The 14,800-nt window shown below is 71.5% G+C and carries 16 protein-coding genes; 9 read left to right on the top strand and 7 right to left on the bottom strand.

The annotated features are described in order from the left end of the window. From ACFWY5_RS26195 to ACFWY5_RS26180, 4 genes are read left to right on the top strand one after another with little or no spacing between them, the layout of a single operon-like run. Complete coding sequence (locus ACFWY5_RS26195; RefSeq protein ID WP_379634956.1) at nt 1-1,557, top strand: Na+/H+ antiporter subunit D; 1,557 nt, start codon at nt 1-3, stop codon at nt 1,555-1,557. After that, entirely contained in the window at nt 1,554-2,093 is a 540-nt protein-coding gene (locus tag ACFWY5_RS26190) for a Na+/H+ antiporter subunit E (protein ID WP_379634954.1), read from the top strand. The genes ACFWY5_RS26195 and ACFWY5_RS26190 overlap by 4 nt, the downstream gene beginning before the upstream one ends. After that, nucleotides 2,090-2,350 (top strand): monovalent cation/H+ antiporter complex subunit F, encoded by a 261-nt coding sequence (locus ACFWY5_RS26185; RefSeq protein WP_379634952.1) that lies wholly within the window; start codon nt 2,090-2,092, stop codon nt 2,348-2,350. Before ACFWY5_RS26190 ends, ACFWY5_RS26185 begins: the two co-directional genes overlap by 4 nt. Then, on the top strand, nt 2,347-2,622 hold the full coding sequence (locus ACFWY5_RS26180) for a cation:proton antiporter (RefSeq protein WP_379618811.1): 276 nt from the start codon (nt 2,347-2,349) through the stop codon (nt 2,620-2,622). Before ACFWY5_RS26185 ends, ACFWY5_RS26180 begins: the two co-directional genes overlap by 4 nt. 15 nt (nt 2,623-2,637) lie before the next feature. Here the strand turns inward: ACFWY5_RS26180 and ACFWY5_RS26175 are convergent, their stop codons facing one another. From ACFWY5_RS26175 to ACFWY5_RS26155, 5 genes are all read right to left on the bottom strand, one after another. Continuing rightward, the gene (locus ACFWY5_RS26175) at nt 2,638-5,178 is read right to left on the bottom strand and encodes a hypothetical protein (RefSeq protein WP_379634950.1); all 2,541 of its coding nucleotides are present in this window, start codon (nt 5,176-5,178) and stop codon (nt 2,638-2,640) included. A gap of 91 nt (nt 5,179-5,269) precedes the next feature. Further along, nucleotides 5,270-6,598 carry an SWIM zinc finger family protein gene (locus tag ACFWY5_RS26170; RefSeq protein WP_379634948.1) on the bottom strand — a complete coding sequence of 443 codons (1,329 nt, stop codon included), beginning with the start codon at nt 6,596-6,598 and terminating at the stop codon, nt 5,270-5,272. Between the two features lie 266 nt (nt 6,599-6,864). Further along, on the bottom strand, nt 6,865-7,620 hold the full coding sequence (locus ACFWY5_RS26165; RefSeq protein ID WP_379618817.1) for an SDR family NAD(P)-dependent oxidoreductase: 756 nt from the start codon (nt 7,618-7,620) through the stop codon (nt 6,865-6,867). 46 nt (nt 7,621-7,666) lie between these two features. Further along, nucleotides 7,667-8,245, bottom strand: a complete 579-nt coding sequence (locus tag ACFWY5_RS26160; protein WP_379618819.1) for a TetR/AcrR family transcriptional regulator — start codon at nt 8,243-8,245, stop codon at nt 7,667-7,669. A gap of 40 nt (nt 8,246-8,285) precedes the next feature. Continuing rightward, nucleotides 8,286-9,404 (bottom strand): ferritin-like domain-containing protein, encoded by a 1,119-nt coding sequence (locus ACFWY5_RS26155; protein WP_379634946.1) that lies wholly within the window; start codon nt 9,402-9,404, stop codon nt 8,286-8,288. Nucleotides 9,405-9,489: 85 nt separating this feature from the next. Here ACFWY5_RS26155 and ACFWY5_RS26150 point away from each other — a divergent pair, with 85 nt between their 5' ends. Further along, on the top strand, nt 9,490-10,179 hold the full coding sequence (locus ACFWY5_RS26150) for a TetR/AcrR family transcriptional regulator (protein WP_379618823.1): 690 nt from the start codon (nt 9,490-9,492) through the stop codon (nt 10,177-10,179). On the opposite strand, the gene ACFWY5_RS26145 is transcribed toward ACFWY5_RS26150, so the two are convergent. After that, nucleotides 10,176-10,679 (bottom strand): transglycosylase SLT domain-containing protein, encoded by a 504-nt coding sequence (locus tag ACFWY5_RS26145; RefSeq protein ID WP_379618825.1) that lies wholly within the window; start codon nt 10,677-10,679, stop codon nt 10,176-10,178. The genes ACFWY5_RS26150 and ACFWY5_RS26145 overlap by 4 nt on opposite strands. A 417-nt stretch (nt 10,680-11,096) precedes the next feature. On the opposite strand from ACFWY5_RS26145, the gene ACFWY5_RS26140 reads away from it, so the two are divergent. After that, complete coding sequence (locus ACFWY5_RS26140; RefSeq protein WP_379618827.1) at nt 11,097-11,582, top strand: glutathione peroxidase; 486 nt, start codon at nt 11,097-11,099, stop codon at nt 11,580-11,582. Between the two features lie 47 nt (nt 11,583-11,629). Here the strand turns inward: ACFWY5_RS26140 and ACFWY5_RS26135 are convergent, their stop codons facing one another. Then, entirely contained in the window at nt 11,630-12,787 is a 1,158-nt protein-coding gene (locus ACFWY5_RS26135; RefSeq protein ID WP_379634945.1) for a LacI family DNA-binding transcriptional regulator, read from the bottom strand. Nucleotides 12,788-12,898: 111 nt separating this feature from the next. Here ACFWY5_RS26135 and ACFWY5_RS26130 point away from each other — a divergent pair, with 111 nt between their 5' ends. From ACFWY5_RS26130 to ACFWY5_RS26120, 3 genes are all read left to right on the top strand, one after another. Then, entirely contained in the window at nt 12,899-14,119 is a 1,221-nt protein-coding gene (locus ACFWY5_RS26130) for an ABC transporter ATP-binding protein (RefSeq protein WP_379634943.1), read from the top strand. 240 nt (nt 14,120-14,359) lie between these two features. Next, nucleotides 14,360-14,566, top strand: coding sequence for a hypothetical protein (locus tag ACFWY5_RS26125; protein WP_379618833.1), 207 nt, complete (start codon nt 14,360-14,362; stop codon nt 14,564-14,566). A gap of 69 nt (nt 14,567-14,635) precedes the next feature. After that, nucleotides 14,636-14,773, top strand: a complete 138-nt coding sequence (locus ACFWY5_RS26120; RefSeq protein WP_184962790.1) for a hypothetical protein — start codon at nt 14,636-14,638, stop codon at nt 14,771-14,773. The last annotated feature ends 27 nt before the right edge of the window (nt 14,774-14,800 follow it).

The raw sequence follows: 14,800 nt of genomic DNA, 5'->3' as shown, positions 1-14,800 counted from the left end.
ATGCAGGCGCTGATCCCGGCGCCGGTGCTGCTGCCCCTGCTGGCCGCGGCGCTGAAGCTGGCCATCGGCGGGCGGCTGCGCCGGCTGCACGCGCTGATCAGCCTGGCGACGCTGGGCGCCATGGTCGTGATCTCGCTGATCCTGCTCGTGGCGGCCGACCGCGGCGGTCCGCTGGTCGCGTGCGTCGGGGGCTGGCCGGCGCCGACCGGCATCTGCCTGGTCGCCGACCGCCTGTCCACGCTCATGCTGGTGGTGTCGTCGGCGGTGACGTTCTGCGTCATGCTCTACTCGCTGGCCAACGCCTACGCCGACCAGGAGCACCTGGCGCCGATGGCGATCTTCCACCCGGCGTACCTGATCATGGTCGCGGGGGTGGCGGACGCGTTTCTGTCCGGTGACCTGTTCAACCTGTTCGTCGCCTTCGAGATGCTGCTGGGCGGCTCGTACGTGCTGCTCACCTTCGGCGGGACCCTGCCGCGCATCCGGGCCGGCGCCACCTACACGGTCATGGGGCTGGCTTCGTCCATGCTCTTCCTGATCGCGCTCGCGATCACCTACGCCAGCACGGGCACCCTGTCGATGGCCCAGCTCGCCGAGCGCTTCGCCGGGCTGCCGCAGCACCTCAAGCTGCTGGTCGAGCTCACGCTGCTGCTGGTCTTCGCGATCAAGGCGGCGGTCTTCCCCATGTCCGCCTGGCTGCCCGACTCCTACCCCACCGCCCCGGCCCCGGCCACCGCCGTCTTCGCCGGCCTGCTCACCAAGGTCGGCATCTACTCGATCATCCGGCTGGAGGCCCTGCTGTTCCCCGGCGGGCCCGTGTCCACGATCCTCATGTGGGCCGCCCTGCTGACCATGCTGATCGGCGTCGCCGGCGCCGTCGCCCAGACCGACATCAAACGCATGCTCTCCTTCACCCTGGTCAGTCACATCGGCTACATGGTGTACGGCGTCGCGTTGTCGTCGATCGCCGGCATGGCCGGCGCCGTCATGTACGTCGTGCACCACATCACCGTCCAGACCAGCCTCTTCCTGGTGACCGGACTGATCGAGCGGCGCACCGGCACCACGTCCGTGGACCGGCTCGGCGGGCTGATGCGGCTGGCCCCGCTGATCGCCGTGCTCTTCTTCATCCCGGCCATGAACCTGTCCGGGATACCCCCCATGTCCGGATTTTTGGGGAAACTTCTGCTGGTTCAGGCGGGGCTGGCCGACGGCGGGCCGCTGGCGCTCACCCTGGTCGCCGGCAGCCTCGTGACCAGCCTGCTGACCCTGTACGCCGTGGCCAAGACCTGGGGCAAGGCGTTCTGGCGCAGCCCGCCGGCCGCGGCCGGAGCGGAGGAGACCGTGCTGGACAGCGAGGAGTCGTCGGAGGAGGGCGCGATCCGCACCACCGTGCTGCCGCCCTGGCCCATGGTGGCCGCCACGGCGGCGCTGGTCGTGCTGGCCCTGGCGTACACGGTTCTGGCCGGGCCGTTGTCGGCGCTGGCCGGGCGGGCCGCCGGTGAGCTGATGGCGCGGCAGCCGTACCTGGAGGCCGTGTCGGGGAGCGGTCGATGAGGACGCGTCTGTTCGCGCCGCGGGTGTTCGGGCGGCACGTGCCGCTGCCGCTGGTGATCTGGCTGGCGCTCGTCTGGGTGCTGCTGTGGGGCGACCTCAGCGTCGGCAACCTCCTGGGCGGGCTGCTGGCCGGGGCGGTCATCTCCTGGATGCTGCCGCTGCCGTTGCTCGATCCCGGCATCCGGCTCAGGCCCGTGGCGCTGCTGGCCTTCCTGCCCCGCTACGCGCTGGACATGGTCGTCTCCAGCGTGCGCGTGGCCTGGTGGGCACTGCGGCCGGGGGCCTGCGACCCGCCGGTCCACCTGGCCACCGCGACGCTGCGCACCTCGTCGGAGCCGATGACCACGCTGATCATCGTGGCGCTGTCGTCGCTGCCCGGCAGCCTCGTCGTCGAGGCCTACACCGGAAGGAAGGAACTGGTCGTGCACGTGCTCGGCACCACGGACACCGGTTCGGTCCAGGAGGAGGTCACCCGGCTCGAAAGCCGGGTGATCGCCGTCTTCGGCACCAGGGCCGACAGGGAGGAACTCCGATGAGCGTGGTCTACGTCGCGGTGGTGATCCTGCTCGGCGGCGCGGCGGCGATGACCGTCTACCGGCTGGCCCGCGGCCCCTCGATGCTGGACCGGGCGGTCGCCTTCGACGTGCTGACGGCCGTGGCCATGTGCGCCGTCGGCACCGCCGCCGCCGTCTACCGCGAATACTCGGCGACGCCGATCCTGCTCGTCCTGTCGCTGCTGGGCTTCGTCGGGTCGGTCTGCCTGGCCAGGTTCTTCGCCAGGAGCGGCCGATGACCGACGTCCTCGCCGGAACCTGCCTGCTGCTCGGCGCGGCGCTGACCTTCGTGGCCGGGGTCGGCCTTGTCCGCTTCCCCGGCACTCTGGCCCGCATGCACGCCGGCAGCAAGCCCCAGGTGCCCGGCATCCTGCTCATCCTGGCCGGCATGTGGCTGCGCGAGCCCACGGCGGCCACGGGCGGACCGCTGCTCATCGTGGGCTGCGCGCAGATCATCACCGTGGCCGTGGCCACCTACGTGGTCGGCCGCGCCGCCTACCTGTCCGACTGATCACGGTCGTCCGCGTCATGAGGCTTGGCGGGACTTCTCCGCGGTGAGGTGGTCGTCCAGGACGCGGGCCGCGCGGACCAGAGCGCTGGAGCGGGGCCGGTCGGCGAGCTGCGCGACGACCCCCACCGCTCCGTGAGCGCCGGCCCAGCGGGCCACGTCCAAGGCGAAGGCGAGGATCCGGGTGTGGGCGGCGGTGCCCCGCTCGTCGGCGGCCGGCAGGTAGGACGTGAGCAGGCCGGTCATGATCTCCCAGACCTCGCGGTGCGCGCCCTGCCTGGCACAGGACTCCAGGGAAGAGCGCGCCTCGGCCGACTTGATCAGGCCCGCCCGCAGCGCCAGGCCGAGATGGTGGCCGCACCGCTCGGCGGGCAGGCCGCCGGTGGCCGCGGCCTCCAGCAGCAGCCGCTCGGCCCGCTCCGCCGGCATGTACCACTCGCGCTCGCCGAGCAGGGCGGCCAGCAGCGCCCCGACGGCCTCACCGGCCGGGCCCTCCAGATGGAACACGGCCGACACGAGGTCGCCGAAGTTCGTCGGCCGCTCCCAGGTCGCGTGCACGTGCGGCAGCAGGTGCATGGCCAGCGCCTCCCGGTCCGACGGCAGCACCCGGTGCCAGTCCTCCATCGACTGTCCGAGCCGGGTGGAGGACACCCGTCCGAGCAGCGCGTCGACCAGATCGAGCCCGGTCCGCTCCAGGTGCACGACGACCTGCGGCCGCAGCCCGCGCCACACCACCCGCAGGCGCGGCTCGGGCCGGTCGGCCAGCCAGCGCGCCAGCGTGGCTCCCGCCTCGGACATGAGCCGCCCTGCCCGCTCGGCCACCTCCGCCGGGACCGCGCGCGGCAGCCTCAGCAACGCCTGCTGCAGGTCGGCGGGCAGCGCCTGCGCCCCGACTCGCTCGTAGCCCTCCAGCCGGGTGACCAGCTCGGCGGCCTCGACCTGCCCCGCCGCCGTCGTGGGCGGCGCCAGCAGGTACGGCGGCAGCGTCCCTGCCCGCAGCCCGGCCAGGATCTCGGCGCACCGCTCCAGCATCATCCGGTGCGGTGCGGCGACCGTGCGCGACTTCGGCAGGTGCTCCCGTGGCTCTCCCGTGCGCTCACCCGGATGGGCGGCCTCGCGCATCAGCGCCTCCGCCCACAGATCCACGCTGCTCCAGGTGCGCTCGGCGTCGAGACGGCTCCGGGGCAGGTTCAGCGCCGCCAACACCGCCCCGCGCACGGCGGCCGGCCCGCGCCGCCCGCCCGCCGCCGGCGCGTCCTTGACGAATCCGTCGAGCCACTGCTCGAACGGGTCCAGCTCATGGACAGGCGGCTTGAACTCTGGCAGTGCGACCGGCACGAATCCGTCGTCCAGGCCGCCCTCCGGCTCCACATGGCCGTACGCCTCGGACAGCCGGGCGAGCAGGTCCGCCGGCAGCACGGTCGCCGCCTCGCGCACCGCCTCGGCGCCGACGGGGGTGAAACGCCCCGCATGCCGTACGGCCAGCCGTACCGTCCGCTCCTGGACCGGGTAGGACTCGCACAGGAACGCCGACGCCAGCGCGGGCGCCAGGTGGTCGAGGTCGCCGTCGCTCTCGCGGGCCAGACGGTCCAGCCAGGTCAGCCCGGCCCGCACCAGCTTGCTCTCGGGCCGGAACAGCAGCGCGGACACCGCCTCACCGGCGTCGTCGCCGTCGAGCGTGCCGCGCAACTGCTTGAGCGCCACCTCGGCGATCGGCCCCGGCGCGGCGGGCAGCAGCCGCAGGTAGTCGCGGGCGCGGCCGGGACTCGGGGCGGGATCGAGCAGCTCGTGCAGGCGGACGAAGAAGCGCAGGTCGGCGGCGTTGCCACCGCGCAGGAACCGGCGCACGCAGCCGTCGGTGAGCATCTCGCGGTCGAGGACGCCGGAGGCGGCCAGGTCGCGCAGCGTGCGCGACCAGGAGTGCTGCGGCTCCCACTCCCACTGCGGCGGCTCGATCCGGTCCTCGCGCAGGGCCCGGCCCACCCCTTCCGCCTCGAACATCCGCGGCAGCAGGTACGCCGCCAGCGGGTCGTCAGGCAGCCTGGGCGGCAGGGCGACCCAGGCGGCCACCAGCGGTTCGTGGTCGGGCGGCACGGTCCCGGTCCTGCGCAGCAACTCCAGCGCCAGGGCGGCGCTGTCGTCACCGGCCTGGGCACGCGAGCCGCGCAGCCGCAGCGCCAGCCGTACGGCCAGGTCGGCCTGCCACGCGGCCGGGCGGGCCGCGATGACCTTCAGCAGCGGCTCCATGTCGGACACCGGTGACCATCGGGCGAACTCGCGCCGGTAGAGCCAGCTCGCGACCGCCGCCGCCCCGCCGATCGTGCCCGCTCCGGCCACCCGCATGGGCTCGATCCACTCCTGGGTCAGCTGCCAGTCCCAGGTGCGCCGCCGTTCGGCCAGCCGCCGCTGCGCCGCCCTGGCCGGGGCGATGTGGCCGGGAAGCTCGCGGGCGACCTCACGCCGCCCGGCCTCGTCCAGCTCCAGGACCCGCTCGGCGACCTCACCCGCGTCGCCCCGGGTGATCCCCTTGCGCACGGCCTCCCACGCCCGGCCGTTCACGCGACCACCTTGACGCCCGCGCGGCTCTCCCACGCCTGCCCGTTCACACGACCACCTTGACGGTCGGCGCGGCTCTTCCACGCCTGCCCGTTCACGCGTTCACCCCGACGGCCACGCGGGCGACGATCCTGGCGGCGAGCACGTGTTTGCACGGCCCGCGTGAGCCGCGGTGGTCGAACCACCACTCGCACGTGCACGAACCGTCGGCCAGCCCGACGATCCTGACGCCGCCCGGCGTGGTCACCTCGGCCCGATCGCCCGACACCCGCACCGCCCCGGAGGACGCCAGTGCGCGGGCGGCGGTCAGCCGCGGGTTGAGCTCGGCGACCTGGTCGCGGTCGTAGGGGAGCTCCCGGTGGAAGTGGGCGCTCTCGTGGAGGTCGTAGCCGACCCGGCCCGCCGTGCCGAGCTGGGTCAGCGCCGCCCGTACGCGGGCCGGCGCCAGGCCGGAGGCGTCGGCGAGCGCGCCGACCTCGATGGCCGGTTCGAAGGCGAGCAGCGGGGCCAGCACGTCGGCGTCGCCCGCCGCCTCGTCGGTGGACAGGTGGTCGAGGACGGCGCCCTCGCCGGAGAAGCCGCGCGAGGGCGCGGGGGAGATGGCCAGCGTGTAGCGCATTCCGGGCAGCTCCAGTTCCCATACGCTCGCGGTGGAACCGGATCCGGCGGGCGGGCCGTACACGCGCAGGGCCTTGGCGAAGCGCAGCAGCGGCAGGAGCGTCGCGACGCGGCCCGCGCCCGCCAGGCAGACGGCGCCGGGCCGGGCGTCGGAGTGGACGCGCAGGTCGCGTCCGGCGGGAGTGACCCAGACGGTGGCGCCGGCGGCGCGCGGCAGCGAGCGCAGGAAGCGCACCGCGTGCGGGCCGGTCAGCTCCGCGCGCAGGTCGAATCCGGCGGCGATGACCTGGACCTCGGCGAAGCCGCGCAGCCAGCGCGGCGGCAGCGGGACCTTCTTCTCCACGACCGCGCCGTCGAGCGTGGTCACGGACATCTCGTCGGCGCCCACGCCCAGGTGCAGCGGGTCCTTGCCGCCGACGCGGGCCAGCGCCTCGCGCAGCGGGCCGTTGACGTCGACGTTGGTGGTGCCGCGGTCGAGGATGTCGCCGTCGAGCGCGGCCAGGTCGAGCCGGGCGTAGACGCCGCCGCACGCGGAGAACGACTCCATCCGCAGCCGCTGCCCGTCGCAGGTCACCACCGGGTCGCGGGTCCAGCCGGGACGCGGCTGGTGGTAGCGGGTCATCGCCACGTCCGACAGGGCCAGCAGCCCTGCGGCGGCGGGGGCGGCCTCGGTGACCAGCCCGCTGAAGAAGCGCGGGCGGGGCAGCGGGCCGGACAGCGCCCGTCCGCCGGAGGTGGACAGGCCCAGCCGGGAGCCGTCGAGGAAGGAGGGTGCGGCGTAGGAGTACGCCTGAACGGCAGTCATGGCGGTGAAGTTAGAGATCGACTCCGACAAAATCGCCTACGCGTGTTCCGACCCTGCCCCCGCGCCATTTCCGGCCCGCCCACGCGTCTCTTCCGACCCGTCCGCGCGCGTCTCTCAGGCCCGCCCGCGCGTCTCTTCCGGCCCGCCTGCGCGCCACTGACGGCCCGCCTGCGTCTCTCGCGGCGCTGTCCGCGTGGTGCTTTCGGTCTGTCTCGGGCCCGTGGTTGTGGTCTTTTCGGGGTTGAGGCCGGTACGCCCGGCCGGGGTCAGGCGGTGACACCACCGTCGATCACCAGGTCATGGCCGACGGCGAACCCGGCCTCGTCCGAGGCCAGCCAGAGCACCGCCGCGCTCACCTCGTCCAGCGTGCCGATGCGGCCGAGCGGGATCAGCGAGGCGTAGCGGGCGGCGCGCTCCTCGTGGCTCTCGCCGGGCAGCGACGACATCGGGCCCTCGTTGGCCCCGGGGCTGACGGCGTTGACGCGGATGCCGTCGCCGATGTGGTCGCGGGCAGCGGACCTGGTCAGCAGGCTCACCGCGCCCTTGGAGGTGGCGTAGGCGGCGAAGCCGGGGCGGCGGCCGTGCGCGCCGATGTTGGAGGAGGTGTTGACGATCGCGCCGCCGCCGTGCTGGCGCATGTGGGCGATCTCGTGCTTCATCGACAGGAACACGCCGGTCAGGTTGACGTCCAGGACGTGGCGCCAGGTGTCGGCGTCGAGGTCGGCGACGGGGCCGAGTGCGCTGAGGACGCCGGCGTTGTTGTGGGCGACGTGCAGCCCGCCGTACCTGCGCACGGTCTCGGCCACCATCGCGGCGACGTCGTCCTCGCGCGTCACGTCGGCGGCCACGGCCGCGGCCTCGCCGCCGTCGGCGGCGATGAGCTCGACGGTCTCCTTCAGCGCGCCGGCGTTGCGCCCCGCCACCATCACGGCGGCGCCCTCCCGCGCGAACGCCCGCGCGCTGGCCCGCCCGACCCCGCTGCCGCCACCCGTGACCAGAACGACCTTGTCGCTGAAACGCATGACACGACTCCTCAATATTTAGAACGATCAGTCTTGAAAAAGGGCATCAGTCGAGCAGTGACAGCGCCTGCTCGGCGGCGTCGCGCACCCGCGCGGCGTCGTCGGAGGCCTTGCCGATCACCCGCAGGCCCTGGAGCACGACGAGCAGCAGGCGCGCGATCGCCCGCGGATCCTTGCCCTCGGCCAGCTCGCCCCGCTCGCGCGCCCCGGAGAGCGCGGCGGCCAGGCTGTCCTCGACGAAGTCCCAGTTGACGCGGACCCGCCGGGCGATCTCGGTGTCGTGCGGCGCGAGCTCGACCGCGGTGTTGACGACCAGGCAGCCGCGCCGCTGCGCGTCGTGCGCGGCCTCCTCGGCGTACTGTCGCACCAGCTCCCGTACGGCCGGCAGCACCGGCCCGGGACCGCCCAGCCGCCCCGTGAAGTCGACCCCGTTCTCCAGGTAGCGCTCGTAAGCCTGAAGGTAGAGCTCGCGCTTGCCGCCGAACGTCGCGTAGATGCTGGCCCGCGCCACACCCAGATGCTCGACCAGATCGGCCATGGAGGTGGCCTCGTAGCCCTTGCGCCAGAAGAGCTCCATGGCCCGGTGCAGCGCGAGATCCGGGTCGAACTCCTTCGTCCTTGCCATGGCCCAGAACCTAGCCCATTCAAGAACGAACGGTCAAATATCAGTCCTGCTCGCCGCCCAGGGCGATGGTCTCGGCGACCTCGGCGTGGCGTTCCGCCTCCTCCTCGGCGAAGCGGGCCTCGTCGAGCTTGTCGGCGATCTCCTCGTCCTGGCGCATGAGCGTGTCGAGCGACTGCCCGGCCATGTCCAGGACGCCCATGTCGGCGTAGGCCTGCTGCAGGCGCGGGCTCCACAGGCCGATGTCCTTCACGCACGGCACGATCCGGCTGAACAGCAGCGACCGGAACAGCCGCAGGTACTCGGACTGGTCGACCGCCCGCATGGCCTCCTCGACGTCCGCCTTCGACAGGCCGATCGTCTCCCAGGTCTCCCTGCCGCGCAGCCGGTCGCGCATGAGGTAGCAGCCCTCGATGACGAAGTCCTCGCGCTCGTTGCGCTCGGCCTCGGTCAGGTTCTGGTAGTAGTCGCGCAGCGCCATCCGGCCGAAGGCGACGTGGCGGGCCTCGTCCTGCATGACGTACGCGAGGATCTGCTTGGGCAGCGGCTTGGTGGTGATGTCGCGCATGACGCCGAACGCGGCCAGGGCCAGGCCCTCGATGAGCACCTGCATGCCGAGGTAGGGCATGTCCCAGCGGGAGTCGCCGAGCGTGCTGTCGAGCAGCGCCTTGAGATGCTCGTTGATGGGGTAGGCCAGGCCGACCTTCTCCTGCAGGAAACGGGCGTAGGTCTCGGCGTGACGGGCCTCGTCCATGGTCTGGGTGGCGGCGTAGAACTTCGAGTCGAGGTCGGGCACCGACTCCACGATCTTCGCCGAGCAGATCATGGCGCCCTGCTCACCGTGCAGAAACTGGGAGAACTGCCAGGCGGCGCTGTGCAGCCGCACGTCCTGGCGCGTCTTCTCGTCCATCCGGTCCCAGAGCGGCGTGCCGTAGATGGCGATGGTCTGGTCGGGGATGCCGAGCACGTTGTACGGGTCGACCTCGAGGTCCCAGTCGATGCGTTTGGTGGAGTCCCACTGCTTGTCCTTGCCCTTCTGGTACAGGGCGAGCATGCGGTCGCGGCCGTCGTCGTACTCCCAGGTGAATCTGCTCGAACCGGCCATCTCCACGTTCCAGGTGGAGAGCTCCGCGGGGATCGTGTAGAGATCGTGCGTCGACATGCCGCCTCCAGGGGGACGTACACCGTACGTATGCCTGCAGGCTCGCATGGACTCTCGGGGTCCGTCAATGAAACTAGAATGAGCCATGCCCTCCGAGCCGCTGTCCAAGAAGCGCATCGTCACCGCGGCGATCGGCCTCATCGAGCGCGAGGGCGCCGACGCGATATCCATGCGCAGGATCGCCGCCGAGCTGGGTGTGGGCGTGATGTCGCTCTACAACCACGTGCCCAACAAGGACGCCCTGCTGTCCGAGGTGGCCGAGGCGGTGCTCAGCGAGATCGAGTTCACCGACGACCCCGGCGCCGAGTGGACCGAGCGGGTCCGCATCCAGGCGCGCGCCTTCCGCCAGATCGCCCATCACTATCCCCGCTCGACCATGCTGGTCGTCAGCCGGCAACTCCACTCCAACGCGGGGCTGCTGCCGGTGGAGCGGGCGCTGGCCACGCTGCGCAGCGCCGGGTTCGACGGGCCGGAGGCGGTGAAGGTGCTGCGCATGTTCATCGCCTACATCGTGGGCTCGCTGCTGCGCGAGGTCGGGGTGACGCCGTCGTTCGCGCCGTTGCCCGCCAGGATGCGGGCCGAGCGGGTCGACGCCGAGTTGTTCCCCACGGTCGCCTCGCTGGCGCCGCTGCTCGACTCCTGCGATCCGGACGAGGAGTTCGACTTCGGCGTGGAACTGCTCATCCAGGCGATCGCCGTCCACAGGAAAAGGGCACCCGGCGCGCCGGATGCCCTTTCCGGGGCAGCCGCCCCTTCCCCTGAGCGGCTGTCCTAATACCAGTTGTGCGACCTGAAGTGGCCCCAAGCGCCGCACGGCCTGCCGTACCTGCCCTTGATGTACTTCAGGCCCCAGCGGATCTGCGTGGCCGGGTTGTAGCGCCAGTCGTGCCCGGCTCCCCGCATCTTGCCGCCGGGCAGTGCCTGCGGGATTCCGTAGGCGCCCGACGAGCGGTTGTACGCCCGGTGGTTCCAGTTGCTCTCCCGGGTCCACAGGCTGTCCAGGCACTGGAACTCGCGAAGCGACCAGGCCCGCTGAACCACCAGGCCGAGCGCGATCCTCTTGTTCCGTCCCTCGGGCCGCCTGGGCGTGGTCTTGGGCCTGGCCTTGGTGCTCCAGGTCCCTTGCCTGACGTCCGGTGTCTCCACACTGGTACGCCAGATACCCCGGTGCTCCACCTCGGTGTCGGCCGAGGCGGCGGCAGTACTCCCGCCGGTCGCTCCCGCGAACGAGAGCAGGGTGACGAGGGTGCTGCGCAGAGCGCGTTTGCTGTCCAAATCGATCCTTGCTGTCAGGCCGTGTGCAGACGATTACTCAGCGTCACCGCTCAGTACCTGCCGATCCCCGATCCGTGGCTTGGATGAGGAGGGTCCGCGCGGCTTCCCGGGATCTGGTTCCGCCCGTTGAGGGCGGCCCGGAAGCTCCACGACATGTCCTAGGCGTTTTCTAGTGCGCGGGGTCGGCGCTGGTCAGGGACCTCGGGCCTGCGGAGGACAGGACTTTGTGTTCTGGCGGGGTCGGGTTGGCCCGGTCCGGCCGCTTCCTGGGCCGGGGGATTCGAACATCCGGTTCCCGCTTGGGAAAAAGGGCCCGCGGGGCGTGGATGGCCAGAGGGGGCCCGGCGCGCCGCCGTACCGCCGGGGGTGGGGTTTTGCCTGGTCTGAGCGGTTTTGGGGAGGAGTACTGTGGGGATCATGAGCCTTCGTGACATCCCCGTCCGCACCCTCGCGGACGTCCCCACCACACTCGCCGAACTCGCCGGCGACAAGGCGCTACTCATAGTGAACGTGGCCTCCCGCTGCGGGCTGACCCCGCAGTACTCCGGGCTGGTCAAACTCCAGCAGGAGTACGGCCCGCGCGGCTTCACCGTCGTCGGCGTGCCGTGCAACCAGTTCATGGGCCAGGAGCCCGGCTCCGCGGAGGAGATCCAGGAGTTCTGCTCGACGACCTACGGGGTCGACTTCCCGCTCCTGGAGAAGGCCGACGTCAACGGCGACACCCGCCACCCCCTCTACACCGAGCTGACCAAGACCGCCGACGCCGAGGGCGCGGGCGGGGACATCCAGTGGAACTTCGAGAAGTTCCTCGTCACCCGGGACGGCGCGGTCGCCGCCCGCTTCCGCCCCGGCACCGAGCCCGGCGCCCCCGAGCTCGTGCGCGCGATCGAAGGCGTGCTCTGAGGACGCCTGCTCTGAGCGTGCTCTGAGAACGCCTACTTTGAGGACGCCTACAGACGGGGGCCGCAGCTGCCGCGGATGACCAGTTCGGTCGGCAGCAGCACGCTGCGCGGGCGGCGGGAGCCGGCGCGCAGCACCAGCTCGGCCGCCCGGTAGCCCATGTCGCGGGCCGGCTGCGCGATCACCGTCAGCGGCGGGGAGCACAACTCGGCCCACGGCACGTCGTCGTACATGACCACCGACAGGTCGCGGGGCACGCGCAGGTCGAGCTCGCGCGCGGCCAGCACCGCCGCCTCGCCCAGCATGTTGCCGCCCGCCACCAGCGCGGTCAGGTCGGGGCGCGTCTGGAAGAGGCCGGAGGCCGCCGCGTAGGCCGAGTCGCGGCTGCCGTCGGAGAAGACGATCAGCTCCTCGTCCGGCACGCCGCCCACGGCCTGGCGGAACGCCTCCACCCTGCGTTCGCGGCCGGGGCCGCCCAGGTAGGCGATGCGGCGGTGGCCCAGGCCCCTGAGGTACTGCACCGCCGTACGGATGCCTGATCGGTCGTCGGTGAGGATGGCGGGCACGTCCAGCGGCCGCGCGGCGGGCCGTGGCGCGGCCGGGCGGGCGCCGGGCAGCGCGCCGACGCCGTCGAGCATCATCAGCTCCGACAGCGCCGCCGAGCCGAGGCCGCTCAGCGCGCCTTCCAGCTCACTTTCCGGTACGGCCCCGCCCAGCTCGGCCCCGGCCGGAGCGGGCCGAGGCGTGCCCGGGTCGGGCTCGGGCGGCAGCCGGTCGGCGAACACCACGGTCATGCCCGCCTTGAGCGCCGGACGCCAGGTGTCGGCGTCGCCGCAGGGCACCGCGATCAGCCGGTCGACGCTCTGCTCCAGCAGCATGCCGATCAGCTCGGCCTCCTGCTCGGGATCGTCGGCCGTGGAACCGATCACGACCGGCTCCCCGGCCGAGCGGGCGCAGGCGAGCACGCCCTCGGCAAGCTGGCCGTAGAAGCTGTCGGTCAGGTCGGGCAGGAGCAGGCCCATGCCGCCGGTACGTTGCTGGCGCAGGTTGCGGCCGAGGGCGCTGGGCCGGTAGTCGAGTTGCGCGGCCACGGCCAGCACCCGCTCGCGGGTCTGCGGGCTGGCCGAGCCGCCGGACAGCACCCGGGATACGGTCGCGACGCCGACGCCCGCCGCCTCGGCCACATCCTTGATGGTCGCCCTCTTCATGGAAACGATTCCATCATGGTTTCGACGCGCTTTCCAGTGTTGCCCCTGGCTCTTGACATGGATGTCCGTTTCGGGTGAGATGCATGAAAACGTATCCACGCAGGAGTGCGCATGGCTTCCATCGTCCTAAACAACGTCGACAAGATCTACGCCGGTGGCGTCAAGGCTGTGAACGGGCTCAACCTTGAGATCAAGGATGGCGAGTTCATGGTGCTGGTCGGCCCATCCGGTTGCGGCAAGTCGACCGCGCTCCGGATGATCGCCGGCCTCGAGGACATCAGCGGCGGCGAGATCTCCATCGGCGACAAGGTGGTCAACCACCTCCCGCCGAAGGATCGCGACATCGCGATGGTCTTCCAGAACTACGCGCTCTACCCGCACATGACGGTCGAGGAGAACCTCGCCTTCGGCCTGAAGCTCCGCAAGATGCCCAAGGCGGAGATCCAGAAGCGTGTCGGCGAGGCCGCCAAGATGCTGGGCCTCGACACCTACCTCAAGCGCAAGCCCGCCGCGCTCTCCGGTGGTCAGCGCCAGCGTGTCGCCATGGGCCGCGCCATCGTGCGTGAGCCGCAGGCCTTCCTCATGGACGAGCCGCTGTCCAACCTGGACGCCAAGCTCCGTGTCTCCATGCGCGCCTCGCTGAACACGCTGCACGAGCGCCTCGGCGTCACCACCGTGTACGTCACCCACGACCAGGTCGAGGCCATGACGCTCGGCGACCGGGTCTGCGTCCTGCGCGACGGCCTCCTGCAGCAGGTCGACACCCCGCAGAACCTGTTCGACAAGCCGGTCAACCTGTTCGTCGCCGGCTTCATGGGCTCGCCGTCCATGAACTTCGTGACCGCGGAGCTCGTCCGCGACGGCGGCGGCGCGGCCGTCTCCTTCGCCGACATCAAGCTCTCCATCCCCGAGTCGACCTTCTCCGACAAGCCCGGTCTCGACCAGTACATCGGCAAGAAGATCATCCTCGGCATCCGTCCCTCCGACTTCGAGGACGCCGCCTCCGCCGGCAACCACGCCAACGGCTGGGCCACCCTGCACGTCAAGGCGGAGGTCACCGAGGAGCTCGGCTCCGAGATCAACGTCCTGTTCCTGATCGACGCCCCGCCGGTCGAGCACAAGGACACCGTCGCCGCCCAGGACACCGGCGACGACGACGAGGCCGCGCTGCCGCTCGTGGGCGACAAGTCCCTGTGGACCGCCCGCGTGAACGCCCGCAGCCACGCGCGTCCCGGCCAGAGCATCGACCTGGTCATCGACACGCACAACCTGCACTTCTTCGACTCCGCTTCCGGCCTGTCGATCGGGCACGCGGCGAACATCGGCAAGTAACGCCCCCCGAGCTCCGATCCCCACCACAACCCCCTCCTGTGGTGGGGATCGGCTGTTTCCTGGACCCCTTCGGGGGTCCTTTTTTGTTTGGGTAGCGCGACAGGCGGCTCCGGAGCTGTTACCTGGGGAAACGCTGTCCAGAAGGTGCGAAGATCCTGACCAGGCACCCCAACCTCTTGAGCCGATCGTTACTGATCCACTACTGTCGGTAATCGTTCGCAGCCTGAAACAGGAGGTTTCATGCCCCGCACGACTCGTCTCCTCGCCCTCTCCGCCCTCGCCGCAGGTGGCCTGCTGCTGGCCACCGCACCGGCCCACGCCGTGGTCGACCCCGCAGCCGTGCTCGGCTGCCTCACCGAAACGGCCGTCGACGTGACCGCGCTGGTCGACCCCACCGCGCCGGGCGTACCCGCTGAAGTGCCGGCGGTCAACTGCCTTCAGCCCTGACCCGACAGGCGGCGCGGCGGGCCACGCCGCGCCGTCCCTCCGGCATCCCCCCTTCGCGAAGGAGTTCCGTTGGACATCCGAGCCCTCGTAGCAAGAACGGCCGCGGCACTCGCGGTCGCCGCCGCCCTCATGGGCAGCAGCGACCCGGCCACCCTCAATGTGCAGGCCATCGTCGACAGGCTGAATCTGTACGTCCTGACCTCCTGAGATGCAACCACTGCTATCCATAGCCCG

The sequence above is a fragment of the Nonomuraea sp. NPDC059007 genome (assembly GCF_042740555.1).
Lineage (GTDB): Bacteria > Actinomycetota > Actinomycetes > Streptosporangiales > Streptosporangiaceae > Nonomuraea.
Note: the sequence above shows the minus strand (reverse complement) of the source record. Positions and strands in the feature narration are given on the sequence as shown.

Coding starts and splice junctions, on each gene's coding strand:
- ACFWY5_RS26195 (WP_379634956.1), top strand. CDS start 1: ATGCAGGCGCTGATCCCGGCGCCGGTGCTGCTGCCCCTGCTGGCCGCG.
- ACFWY5_RS26190 (WP_379634954.1), top strand. CDS start 1,554: ATGAGGACGCGTCTGTTCGCGCCGCGGGTGTTCGGGCGGCACGTGCCG.
- ACFWY5_RS26185 (WP_379634952.1), top strand. CDS start 2,090: ATGAGCGTGGTCTACGTCGCGGTGGTGATCCTGCTCGGCGGCGCGGCG.
- ACFWY5_RS26180 (WP_379618811.1), top strand. CDS start 2,347: ATGACCGACGTCCTCGCCGGAACCTGCCTGCTGCTCGGCGCGGCGCTG.
- ACFWY5_RS26170 (WP_379634948.1), bottom strand. CDS start 6,598: ATGACTGCCGTTCAGGCGTACTCCTACGCCGCACCCTCCTTCCTCGAC.
- ACFWY5_RS26165 (WP_379618817.1), bottom strand. CDS start 7,620: ATGCGTTTCAGCGACAAGGTCGTTCTGGTCACGGGTGGCGGCAGCGGG.
- ACFWY5_RS26160 (WP_379618819.1), bottom strand. CDS start 8,245: ATGGCAAGGACGAAGGAGTTCGACCCGGATCTCGCGCTGCACCGGGCC.
- ACFWY5_RS26155 (WP_379634946.1), bottom strand. CDS start 9,404: ATGTCGACGCACGATCTCTACACGATCCCCGCGGAGCTCTCCACCTGG.
- ACFWY5_RS26150 (WP_379618823.1), top strand. CDS start 9,490: ATGCCCTCCGAGCCGCTGTCCAAGAAGCGCATCGTCACCGCGGCGATC.
- ACFWY5_RS26140 (WP_379618827.1), top strand. CDS start 11,097: ATGAGCCTTCGTGACATCCCCGTCCGCACCCTCGCGGACGTCCCCACC.
- ACFWY5_RS26135 (WP_379634945.1), bottom strand. CDS start 12,787: ATGAAGAGGGCGACCATCAAGGATGTGGCCGAGGCGGCGGGCGTCGGC.
- ACFWY5_RS26130 (WP_379634943.1), top strand. CDS start 12,899: ATGGCTTCCATCGTCCTAAACAACGTCGACAAGATCTACGCCGGTGGC.
- ACFWY5_RS26125 (WP_379618833.1), top strand. CDS start 14,360: ATGCCCCGCACGACTCGTCTCCTCGCCCTCTCCGCCCTCGCCGCAGGT.